Raw genomic sequence first — 11,615 nt, 5'->3', positions numbered from 1 at the left:
TGCGAGGATCCGCCCATGAACAACGCCACCACGGCCTGGGCCCTGCGTTCCGCGCGGCCCGAGGACGTCGAGGACCTGGCCGAGCTGCGGGCCGTCGTGATGCGCCCCGCCCTGGAGCGGCTCGGCCGCTACGACGAGCACCGCGTACGGCAGCGGCTGCGGGACTGCTACGCGCCGGAGCACACCTCGATCGTGGTCGTGGACGGCGGGCTCGCTGGTTCCGTCACCCTGCGCCCGGTCGGGGACGGGCTGTGGCTGGAGAACTTCTACCTCTCCCCCGCCCTCCAGGGACGCGGCATCGGCACCGCCGTGCTCCGTTCGCTGCTCGCGCGGGCCGACGAGGAGGGCGCGACCGTACGCCTGGACGTGCTCCGGGGCAGCGCCGCCCGCGCGCTCTACGAACGGCACGGCTTCACCGAGGAACGACGGGACCCGGTCGACGTGTTCATGGTCCGGCCGCCGACGCGTCCGGCCTGATCCGGCGGCCCGCCCGGCGGACGGACCAAAACCACCCGGCCCCGAGCCCGAAGCCGTCCGACCCGATCCCGGAGCCGCCCGGCGGACGGGAGCCACCAGGCCCCACCGGCCGCACCGGGACCCACCGGACCGACCGACCCCACCGGACCGAGCGGACCGACCGGCCTCCCACCAGCGCCTCCTCCAATGGGGTGGACCAGGCAACCCTCCCCCGATGATCTCCGTCTATCCCCCCGCAGCAGCGGCTCGCCCCCGTCGCGGCCTGCACACGAATCGGCACGCGGCACGGGGTCGCCCGGCCGCCCGCTGCGGGGGTACGGACGGAGCACGGCGTGACGGACAGCACGGACAGAGCAGACAGACCCGCGTCGCGCGCATCCCGCACGGGGATGCCGCGACGCACCCTGATGACGGCGGCAGTCGGCGCGACCGGACTCGCGGCCCTCACCGCCTGCACGGCTCCCTCGTCGCCCCGCCGCCGCAACCCGGCCGCGGACCCCCTGCCCGGTCTGCGGATCAACACCTCGCAGCGGGCCCTGATGATGCAGATCCTCGCCCACCCGGACGACGACCTGTACTTCATGAACCCGGACACCCAGCAGGCCCTCGACGCCGGGACTCCCCTGGTCTGCGTCTATCTGACCGGCGGCGAGGCCGACGGCATCAACCGGGTGCCCGGCCGCCCCACGCCCCCGCCCGACAAGGCCGCGTACTCCTCGGCCCGCCACCAGGGGCTCCGCCAGGCGTACGCGACCCTGCTCGGCCTCGACCTGTTCACCCCCTGGCACAAGTCCGTCATCGACCTGCACGACGGCCACCGCGCCGAGATCAACACCCTCGCCGCCGGTGGCCGCAGGGTCGAGCTGATCTTCGTCAACACCGCCATGCACACCTCGTACGGACGCCTCGGGCTGCCCAGCCTCTGGCAGGACCGGCGGCTCGTCCTGCGCACCGTCGTCACCGAGGGCTCCCCCCTGACGCGGGCGGGCTCGTACACCTACGACGGGCTGCTCGACGCCCTGGTCGGGCTCTTCGACCGGTACCGGCCCACCGTCGTGCACACCCTGGACCCGGACCCGGACATCCAGCACAGCAGCGAGGCCGTCCGCCGCCGGGACAGCGAGCAACAGGGCTACTCCGACCACCCCGACCACACCGCGACCGCGCTGTTCACCTGGGCGGCGCTGATCCGGTGGGTGGCGCGGGCCACCTGGAACGGCGGCGAGGTGCCGGCCTTCACCACCACGTCGTTCCGGGGCTACTACAACCGGCACTGGCCGAAGAACCTGCCGCCCGCCGTACTGGCCGAGAAGGCCTCGCACCTGGTGCCCTACGGGGGTTCGGTGGACTGGCGGTGCGGCAACCCGGCGGGCTGCGGGGACTACAACGTGGGCGGCGACCGGCCGCTGACCAACCGCAAGGGCTGGGTGCGCTCCACCCACTACCGCCACCCGGGGCCCCGGCCCGTCGTCGCCACCGACCCGGACGGGCGGCTCGTCGCCTACGGCGTGCTGGGGCTGCGGGCGGTGCGCCTGCGCGAGAGCGCGCCGGGCAGCGGGAAGTGGGGTGCCCCGGACGACCTGGGCGGCGGCCCGCTCGCCCCGGTCCTGGGCGGCGCGACCCTGCCGGACGGCCGCCATCTGCTGTTCGGCCTGCGGTTCTCGGCCCTCAGCGGCCACGGGGCGAACAACGAACGCGAGATCGTCGTGCTGGAGCAGCGCTCGCCCGGCGGCGGCTTCCGCGCCTGGCAGGGGCTGGGGAATCCGGCGCGGGGGCAGGACGCCGGGCGCCGGATCGGTGTCCCGGTCGCGGTCGCCGCGCCCGACGGGCGGGTCCACCTCTTCGTACGGAACGCGGAGAAAGGTCTCAGCACCCGGGTGCGGGACACGGCCGGCCGGTGGAGCGGATGGCAGGACACGGGCGGCGGCGAGGTCCAGGACGGGCTGTCCGCCGTGGTGGACGACGCGGGGCGGGTCCACGTCTTCGCGGCGGGACGGTTCGCGGTGCACCACTGGACGCAGGACGCGCCCGGCGAAGCGGTGACCGCGCGCACCCAGATCGGCGGGGTGCCGGTGCCGGGGGACGGCCCGGCCGCGCTGCCCGGGACGGACGGTTCCGTCGAGCTGTCCTACCGCGCGGCGGCGAAGGCCACCCTGACGACCGTGCGGACCGACGCCGACGGCCTCGACAACCGCGCCGCCGACCTGCCGGACTTCGACGGGTACGGGCCGGTGGCCGCCGCCCCCACGCCGCGCGGCCCGGTGCTGCTCGGCCGCACCGCAAAGGGCCTGCTCCAGCTCCGTACGCCCGACGGGACCACCGTACGGCGCCAGGGACCGGTGTCACTGGACGGACCCGCGCTCCACGTCGGGAAGGACGGCCGACCGGTGGTGGTGGCCCTGGGCCCCGACGCCCTGCCCTGGATCTGGCACCCCTGAGAGCCGCCGGGCCTCCGCGGCGAGCGCCCCGCACAACGTCTACAAGCACCCCCCGCACACACCGAAGGGCCCCGGTCCACCGCTCGCGCGGTGGGCCGGGGCCCTTCTTGGTGCTCTGTGCGGAGCAACCAGGTCAGACAGTCAGGTAATTACTTGACGATCTTGGTGACCTGGCCGGCGCCCACGGTCCGGCCACCCTCACGGATGGCGAACTTCAGGCCCTCCTCCATGGCGACCGGCTGGATCAGCTGGACCGACATGACGGTGTTGTCGCCCGGCATGACCATCTCGGTGCCCTCGGGGAGGGTCACGACGCCGGTCACGTCCGTGGTACGGAAGTAGAACTGCGGGCGGTAGTTGTTGAAGAACGGGGTGTGACGGCCACCCTCGTCCTTCGACAGGATGTAGGCCTGGGCCTCGAACTCGGTGTGCGGCGTGACCGAACCGGGCTTGATGATGACCTGGCCGCGCTCGACGTCCTCGCGCTTGATGCCACGGAGGAGCAGACCGACGTTCTCACCGGCCTGGCCCTCGTCGAGCAGCTTGCGGAACATCTCGATGCCGGTGACCGTGGTGGTGGTCTTCTCGTTCTTGATACCGACGATGTCGACGGTCTCGTTGACCTTGAGGACACCACGCTCGATACGACCGGTGACGACGGTGCCACGACCGGTGATCGTGAAGACGTCCTCGATCGGCATCAGGAACGGCTTGTCGACGTCACGCTCGGGCTGCGGGATGGCCTCGTCGACGGCCTTCATCAGGTCGAGGACGGACTGGCCCCACTCCTTGTCGCCCTCAAGGGCCTTGAGCGCGGAGACCTTGACGACCGGAACGTCGTCGCCCGGGAACTCGTACTCGGAGAGCAGCTCGCGGACCTCGAGCTCGACGAGCTCCAGGATCTCCTCGTCGTCCACCATGTCGGCCTTGTTCAGGGCGACGACGATGTACGGAACGCCGACCTGGCGGGCCAGGAGCACGTGCTCCTTGGTCTGCGGCATCGGGCCGTCGGTGGCGGCGACCACGAGGATGGCGCCGTCCATCTGCGCGGCACCGGTGATCATGTTCTTGATGTAGTCGGCGTGACCCGGGCAGTCGACGTGCGCGTAGTGACGCGACTCCGTCTGGTACTCGACGTGCGCGATCGAGATGGTGATACCGCGCTGGCGCTCCTCGGGAGCCTTGTCGATCTGGTCGAAGGCCGAGGCCTCGTTCAGGTCCGGGTACGCGTCGTGCAGCACCTTGGTAATGGCGGCCGTGAGGGTCGTCTTACCGTGGTCAATGTGACCGATGGTGCCGATGTTGACGTGCGGCTTAGTCCGCTCGAACTTCGCCTTCGCCACTGGGTCCTCCTGTGGAGTGGTTCTGTACGCCTTGCTTCATCGGCGCCAGGTGATCTTTGCTGGGATGCCGGGCCCGGGGGCATTCAACACATTGCTTTCGCTCTGCGAGGAATGCCCCACCAGGCTCCGGTGACAAGCCTAAAGCGTGAGCTCGGGAGAGTTACTCGCCCTTGGCCTTCGCGATGATCTCCTCGGCGACGTTCCGCGGAACCTCGGCGTAGGAGTCGAACTGCATCGAGTAGCTTGCGCGACCCGAGGTCTTGCTGCGGAGGTCTCCGACGTAGCCGAACATCTCCGAGAGGGGCACGAGGCCCTTCACGACGCGAGCGCCGCTGCGCTCCTCCATGGCCTGGATCTGGCCACGGCGGGAGTTGATGTCGCCGATGACATCGCCCATGTAGTCCTCGGGCGTGGTGACCTCGACGGCCATCATCGGCTCGAGGAGAACCGGGGACGCCTTCCGCGCGGCCTCCTTGAAGGCCTGCGAACCGGCGATCTTGAAGGCCAGCTCGGAGGAGTCGACCTCGTGGTAGCCACCGTCGAGAAGAATGACGCGAACGCCCGTCATCTCGTAGCCGGCCAGGATGCCGAACTGCATGGCTTCCTGGGCGCCCGCGTCCACCGAGGGGATGTACTCCTTGGGGATGCGGCCACCGGTGACCTTGTTGACGAACTCGTACGAGGCCTCGCCGCCCTCGATGGGCTCGATCGCGATCTGCACCTTGGCGAACTGACCGGTACCACCGGTCTGCTTCTTGTGGGTGTAGTCGACGCGCTCGACGGCCTTGCGGATCGTCTCGCGGTACGCGACCTGCGGCTTGCCGACGTTCGCCTCGACGCGGAACTCGCGCTTCATGCGGTCGACGAGCACTTCGAGGTGCAGCTCGCCCATACCACCGATGATGGTCTGGCCGGTCTCCTCGTCGGAGTGCACCTGGAAGGACGGGTCCTCTTCGGAGAGGCGCTGGATGGCGACACCCAGCTTCTCCTGGTCGCCCTTGGACTTGGGCTCGATGGCGACCTGGATGACCGGGGCCGGGAAGTCCATGGACTCCAGGATGACCGGCGCCTTGTCGTCGCAGAGCGTCTCACCGGTGGTGGTCTGCTTCAGGCCCATGACGGCGATGATGTCGCCCGCGCCCACCGACTCGATCTCCTCACGCTTGTTCGCGTGCATGCGGTAGATCTTGCCGATGCGCTCCTTCTTGCCCTTGACGGAGTTCAGCACCTGCGTGCCGGACTCCAGGCGGCCCGAGTAGACCCGGACGAAGGTGAGCTTGCCGAGGTGCGGGTCGCTCATGATCTTGAACGCCAGCGCCGCGAGCGGCTCGTCGTCGGACGGCTTGCGCTTGACGACGACCTCGGGGTCCTTGACGTCCTGGCCCTCGATGGCCTCGACGTCCAGGGGCGAGGGGAGGTAACGAACCACGGCGTCGAGCAGGGGCTGGACGCCCTTGTTCTTGAACGCGGTACCGCAGAACACCGGGGTGACGGTGACCGCGTCGTCCTTGCCGGAGTTGATGGTGATGCGACGGATGCCCTCGTAGAGCTGCTCCGCGGAAGGCTCCTCGCCCTCCAGGTAGAGCTCCATGAGCGCCTCGTCGTTCTCCGCGGCGGCCTCGAGGAGCTTGCCGCGGTACTCCTCGGCCTTCTCCGCGAGCTCGGCGGGGATGTCGACGATGTCGTACGCCTCGCCCTTGGTCGCTTCCGCGGGGTAGACGAACGCCTTCATCGTCACGAGGTCGACGACACCGGTGAAGTCGGCCTCGGCACCGATCGGGAGCTGCATGACGATCGGGGTCGCGCCGAGGCGGTCCGTGATCATCTGGACGCAGCGGAAGAAGTCGGCACCGGTGCGGTCGAGCTTGTTGACGAAGCAGATGCGCGGCACGCCGTAGCGGTCCGCCTGACGCCAAACGGTCTCGGACTGCGGCTCGACGCCTGCAACACCGTCGAACACGGTGACGGCGCCGTCGAGGACGCGGAGCGAACGCTCCACCTCGACGGTGAAGTCGACGTGACCCGGGGTGTCGATGATGTTGATGGTGTGGTCAACATCATTGAGCGGCCAGTGACAGGTCGTCGCGGCGGACGTGATCGTGATGCCGCGCTCCTGCTCCTGCTCCATCCAGTCCATCGTGGCAGCGCCGTCGTGGACTTCACCGATCTTGTACGAAACGCCGGTGTAGAACAGGATCCGCTCAGTGGTGGTCGTCTTGCCCGCGTCGATGTGGGCCATGATCCCGATGTTGCGGACCTTGGCCAGGTCAAGCGAAGTGGTGGCCATAAGGCTCAGTCTTCTCTCGGTCTCGATGTGGGTAGCGACTACCAGCGGTAGTGCGCGAAGGCCTTGTTGGACTCGGCCATCTTGTGGGTGTCCTCACGCTTCTTGACGGCAGCGCCAAGACCGTTGGAGGCGTCGAGCAGCTCGTTCATGAGGCGCTCGGTCATGGTCTTCTCGCGGCGGGCGCGGGAGTAACCCACGAGCCAGCGCAGCGCGAGGGTGGAGGCGCGACCGGGCTTGACCTCGATCGGCACCTGGTAGGTGGCGCCACCGACACGGCGGGACTTGACCTCGAGCGAGGGCTTGACGTTCTCAAGCGCGCGCTTCAGCGTGATGACCGGGTCGTTGCCGGTCTTCTCGCGGAGGCCTTCCATGGCGCCGTACACGATCCGCTCGGCGGTGGAGCGCTTGCCGTTGAGCAGGATCTTGTTGATCAGCGAGGTGACAAGAGGAGAACCGTAGACCGGGTCGATGATGACCGGGCGCTTCGGGGCGGGGCCCTTACGAGGCATTCTTACTTCTCCTTCTTGGCGCCGTAGCGGCTGCGGGCCTGCTTGCGGTTCTTGACACCCTGGGTGTCAAGGGAGCCGCGGATGATCTTGTAACGAACACCCGGCAGGTCCTTCACACGGCCACCACGCACGAGCACGATGGAGTGCTCCTGCAGGTTGTGTCCCTCACCCGGGATGTAGGCCGTGACCTCGATACCGGAGGTCAGACGCACACGCGCGACCTTGCGGAGTGCCGAGTTCGGCTTCTTCGGGGTGGTCGTGAACACACGCGTGCAGACGCCGCGGCGCTGGGGCGAACCCTCGAGTGCGGGCGTCTTGTTCTTCTCGACCTTGTCCTGCCGGCCCTTCCGGACCAGCTGCTGGATCGTAGGCACTACTTCTCCGGTTTCTGTGTGCCGTTCGTGAAACTAACCTGGAACGTCACCGACCCACGCGGTCGGGTGTGTCGAATGCTGCAGACTTCCGCCGCAAGGCAGAGGGAGCGCAGATCACGGTGGCCCCTGACGGACTCGCCATGCGGTTGAGGACACGCACACGAGCCCAGGCACACCCCAGGCACAAGGTCTGAGCGTACCTACCTCACCGACTCCGGTCAAAACAAATGCTGTCCATCGGAACACGCCGGACTTTCGCAGCTCATGGCCGACGAGATCGAGACAGCCGACCTCGGGGGCACGGCAGGAAAACGACCTTGGTGGATGCGGCAATACGCATTCTCAGTACATTGAACCGCGCGGGGGACGATCGGGGGACGGTATGGCGGTGTACATGCCCGACGGCGACGGGCTCGGCGACCGGGTGCCCTTCCTCGCCCGCCTGGAACGGAACGAGCGGATATCCCTGCTCGGACTGGGCCGCGAATTGGGTTTCGCCTCCCGGACCCCTCTGCTCAGACAGGACGAGCCGTCCGCGTACGTCCTGCTGATCGTCAACGGATGGACGAAGGTCACCACCTCTGCCCCCAATGGTTACGAGGCGTTGCACGCGCTGCGCGGCCCCGGCGACATCGTGGGGGAATCGGCCGCGCTGACCGGTCGGCCGCGCTCGGCGACGGTGACCGCGCTGTCCCCCGTACGGGCCGTGGTCGTGCCGCACGAGAAGTTCCGCGGGTTCGTGGCCGGCTCCCCCGAGGTCTCCCTCGCCCTCCTGGCACTGACCGCCGACCGTACCCGCGCCGCGGACCGGCGGAGCCTGGAGTTCGCGGCGATGACGGTACGGGAACGCTTCGCCGTCCTGCTGCTGGATCTGGCACGCACCCACGGCGACCGCACGGACGAAGGCATCGAACTCGACATACCGCTCAGCAAGCAGGAGCTGGCCGGGGCGGTCGGGGCGTCCAGGGAAATGGTCCAGCGACTGCTGAAGGACCTGCGCGAGCGGGGCATCGTGCTGACGGGGCGGCGGGCGATGGTGATCGTACGGCCGGACGCGCTCCGCCGGATCGCCCGAGCCCAGGAATCCGCCGTACGGCCGGCCGTCCGCCAGGAGGCCCCGCAGGCTCCGTAGCGCGGGCGGACGGAGCGGCCGGCGGCCGTCCCTCTGTGCACACGGTCACACACCGAGTGCGTCATCGTTCCTCACCGCCGAGCCCCGCCCGGCCCCACGCTCGTGTCCTCGATCCACGGAGACACGAGCGAGAGGCACCCCATGAACGATCCGGTGAACAGCACGATCCTGCTGCTCGACATCGAGAAGTACAGCGAGCGGGACGACGTCGAGCAGGCGTACCTGCGCCGCATGCTCTACGACCTGGCCGACCGGACGCTGCTGGCCGCCGGGATCGACGAGACCCGGCGGCGGCGGGCGGACCGCGGTGACTCCGTGATGGAGCTGATCGACGCCAACTGCTCGGTGATCGCCCTGCTGCGGACGCTGCTGACCGAGGTGCCGGCCCGGTTGCGCAGCCAGAACCGGCGTGCCTCCGCCGCGGCGCAGATGCGGTTGCGGGGAGTGCTCGCCTCCGGGTACGTCGCGGTGGACCCGCTCGACGGCTGGGTGGGCAGCGACCTCAACCACGCGTGCAGGCTGCTGGACGCGGACGCGTTGCGGGCCTCCCTGCGGGCCCGTCGGGACGACTTCGCGCTCTGCGTGTCCGACACGGTGTACCAGGGAGTCGTACGGCACGGTCACACGGGCGTCCCGGCCGAGGAGTTCCACTCCGTCACGGTGGACAGCAAGAACGGCCCGCTCGGCGCGTGGCTGCACGGCCCGCTTCCGAAGGAGCGCCCGCAGACCGCGGACGCGGACCCGGCCGCCCCGTCGGCTCCGGTGCCGGTCCCCGGCCCCGGCGGTGCCCCGGTCAACGGCGGCGTCTTCGGCGGGACCAACCACGGCATCGGCGGCGGCGTCTTCCACGGGGACGTCCGGTTCGGCGGCGGGGACCGGTGAGCGCCGAGGAACCGGCGCAGGGAGCCCAGCCCCCGCCCGGGGACGACCAGAGCGCCGAGCCGACGGAGAGCCACCGGGCCGACGGGCAGACCGCCGAGGAGACCGACCAGCCGCAGCCCGCCTGGGCGGCCCGGCGGGACCTGGAGAACCACACCCCGCGGACCATGGGGTTCGGGGACGGCTCCCAGGTCGGCGGGGGCGTCTTCGGCGGGACCAACCACGGCATCGGCGGCGGCACCTTCTACGGGGACGTCCTGCTGGAGCGGACCGAGGTCGTCTACCAGTTCGGCGCGTCCTCGGCGCTCCACACCTCGGGCGAGATCGCCCAGTCCGCCCTGGAAGAGCTGGCGGCCTGCTTCGTCCCCGGACGCGACGACTTCGAGGCGCTGGCCGACCGGCTCCGCGACGAGCACGTGCTGGTCCTCTCGGGCCCGTACTTCGCCGGCCGGCGGACCGCCGCTCTCATGCTGCTGCACCGGATCCGCGCGGAACCGGTCCGGGCGATCGACCGGGACACCACCCCCGGCCTGCTCACGAACGGTCTCGGTGGCGGTGAGCCGCCCGGCGGCCGGACCGGGCACATCCTGTGCGACCTGGTCACCGTGCCGGGCCGACCGCTGCGGGAGGCGGACCTGCTGGCCGCCCGCAAGGAGCTGGGCGAGGAGGCGTACCTGGTGATCACCGTGGGGCCGGCCACCCTGCTGGAGGACGTACCGGTGGTGCAGTGGCGGGCGCCCGCGCCCGGTGAGGTCCTCGCCGCGCACCTGAAGGTACTGCTGGACGGCGAGGACGGGGTGCCGGAGCTGCTGGCCCTGCCCGCCGTGACCGCGTTCCTCGAACGCAGCCACCAGCCGCGCGAGGCCGCCGAGTTCGCCCGGCTCCTGGCCGACTACGTGGCCGGGGAGGCCGACGCCACGCATCTCGACGCCTTCTCCCTGGTCGCCCTGGAGAACCAGGTCCAGGAGTGGTTCGAGGACGACGGGACCGTACTGCACCTGCGCGAGAAGGCGTTCCTCGTCGCGCTGGCGGCCTTCGACGACGGGCCGTACGCCCTGACGGCGGAACTGGGCGATCTGCTCTACGCCTTCCTCCAGGAGACCGAGAGCGGGATGCGGCGCGCCGCCGTCCCGGTCTTCGGTACGCACATCGGCAAACGGCTCCAGCTGGCGCGGGCGCACCGGTTCGAGGCCGAGGAACCCACCGAGTGGGGCCCGGTCCGTCAGGTGAAGGCCGCCTATCTCGACGAGCGGGCCCCGCTGGTGCTGCTGCGCGAGATATGGACCGGGCATCCCTCGGCGCGGCCCGCGCTCGTGCACTGGCTGCAACAGCTGGCCGGGGACGGGCGGCCCTTCGTACGCACCCGCGCCGCCTCCACCGTCGCCGTCCTCGCCCACACCGATCTGCCGTCCGCCATGGCACTGGTCATCGAGCCGTGGGCCTCCTCCCACCTCTACCGGCACCGTCTCGTCGCCGTCAACGCGCTCACGCTCACCCACATGCTGGGCACTCCCAACGTGCCGCGCATCCTCGACGCCTGGTGCGAGAGCGACGAGTCGTCACTGCGCTGGGTGGCCATCCGCGCCCACGGACTGATCGGGCCGGAACGCCCGTCGGAGACCCTGGCGGCACTGCGCGCGGCGGCCCGGCACCAGGCAGGGCAGCCGGAACCCGATCCGGATCTCTCGGGGCAACTCGCCGAGTCCGTGGAGCTGCTCTTACTGTCGCCGGCGGCCGAGGACGTGCTCGCGGAGCTGGTCAGGACGCTGCACGACGACCGTCCGGCGACCGGCCTCGCCCTCGGCGGCTTCCTCAGCGCCTGCCGCCGGACCGAACAGGACGAACGCCACGGCCAACCGCGCGTTCTGTCCTGGTACGCACGGGCGTCGGCGGCGCGGACACCGGACGCCGACGGCATCGTCGAGCTGTGGCGCACCGCCCTGGGCGACCGGGGCCACACCCGGGACGCCCTCGACGTGCTGCACCACTGGGTGCTGTCGGCGGACCACGACGCCCATGCGGAGTGGGCACTCGCCGCGCTGCTGCCCTCGCTCGTCGCCACGCCGCCGGAGCAGCAGCGGATCAGCCACCTCCTGCGGACGATGCCCGGCGAGGACGGCGCCGATCCCCCGCCCGTGACGGGTCGGCTGCTGGCCGTCCTGCCGTGTTCCTGACC

Annotated in this window: 9 protein-coding genes; 5 read left to right on the top strand and 4 right to left on the bottom strand. The window is 70.3% G+C overall.

The features are described from left to right. Positions 1-15: 15 nt before the first annotated feature. Together ACWCXX_RS04165 and ACWCXX_RS04160 are read left to right on the top strand one after the other, a co-directional pair. Positions 16-477 carry an N-acetyltransferase family protein gene (locus ACWCXX_RS04165; RefSeq protein WP_451124070.1) on the top strand — a complete coding sequence of 154 codons (462 nt, stop codon included), beginning with the start codon at positions 16-18 and terminating at the stop codon, positions 475-477. 389 nt (positions 478-866) lie between these two features. Further along, positions 867-2,915: a PIG-L family deacetylase gene (locus ACWCXX_RS04160; protein WP_451124068.1), complete on the top strand. Its 2,049-nt coding sequence runs from the start codon at positions 867-869 to the stop codon at positions 2,913-2,915. Between the two features lie 149 nt (positions 2,916-3,064). Here the strand turns inward: ACWCXX_RS04160 and tuf are convergent, their stop codons facing one another. From tuf to rpsL, 4 genes are all read right to left on the bottom strand, one after another. Then, positions 3,065-4,258, bottom strand: a complete 1,194-nt coding sequence (gene tuf, locus ACWCXX_RS04155; RefSeq protein ID WP_148838697.1) for an elongation factor Tu — start codon at positions 4,256-4,258, stop codon at positions 3,065-3,067. 160 nt (positions 4,259-4,418) lie between these two features. Further along, positions 4,419-6,545 carry an elongation factor G gene (fusA, locus tag ACWCXX_RS04150; RefSeq protein ID WP_189544118.1) on the bottom strand — a complete coding sequence of 709 codons (2,127 nt, stop codon included), beginning with the start codon at positions 6,543-6,545 and terminating at the stop codon, positions 4,419-4,421. 38 nt (positions 6,546-6,583) lie between these two features. After that, a complete protein-coding gene (gene rpsG, locus ACWCXX_RS04145) occupies positions 6,584-7,054 on the bottom strand; it encodes a 30S ribosomal protein S7 (protein ID WP_093897234.1) in 471 nt (156 codons plus the stop codon). A 2-nt stretch (positions 7,055-7,056) separates the two neighbouring features. Next, a complete protein-coding gene (gene rpsL, locus ACWCXX_RS04140) occupies positions 7,057-7,428 on the bottom strand; it encodes a 30S ribosomal protein S12 (RefSeq protein ID WP_003948652.1) in 372 nt (123 codons plus the stop codon). A gap of 394 nt (positions 7,429-7,822) precedes the next feature. Between rpsL and ACWCXX_RS04135 the strand changes: the two genes are divergently transcribed. The 3 genes from ACWCXX_RS04135 to ACWCXX_RS04125 all read left to right on the top strand — a co-directional run bounded on the left by ACWCXX_RS04135 (position 7,823) and on the right by ACWCXX_RS04125 (position 11,613). After that, on the top strand, positions 7,823-8,560 hold the full coding sequence (locus tag ACWCXX_RS04135) for a Crp/Fnr family transcriptional regulator (RefSeq protein ID WP_451124065.1): 738 nt from the start codon (positions 7,823-7,825) through the stop codon (positions 8,558-8,560). A gap of 141 nt (positions 8,561-8,701) precedes the next feature. Next, the gene (locus ACWCXX_RS04130) at positions 8,702-9,442 is read left to right on the top strand and encodes a hypothetical protein (RefSeq protein WP_451124062.1); all 741 of its coding nucleotides are present in this window, start codon (positions 8,702-8,704) and stop codon (positions 9,440-9,442) included. Beyond that, positions 9,439-11,613 carry a hypothetical protein gene (locus ACWCXX_RS04125; RefSeq protein WP_451124060.1) on the top strand — a complete coding sequence of 725 codons (2,175 nt, stop codon included), beginning with the start codon at positions 9,439-9,441 and terminating at the stop codon, positions 11,611-11,613. Before ACWCXX_RS04130 ends, ACWCXX_RS04125 begins: the two co-directional genes overlap by 4 nt. Positions 11,614-11,615 lie beyond the last annotated feature (2 nt).

It is taken from the genome of Streptomyces sp. NPDC001732 (assembly GCF_053596315.1).
The sequence above is the reverse complement of the archived record's forward strand: the minus strand, read 5'-3'. Positions and strand labels throughout refer to the sequence as shown.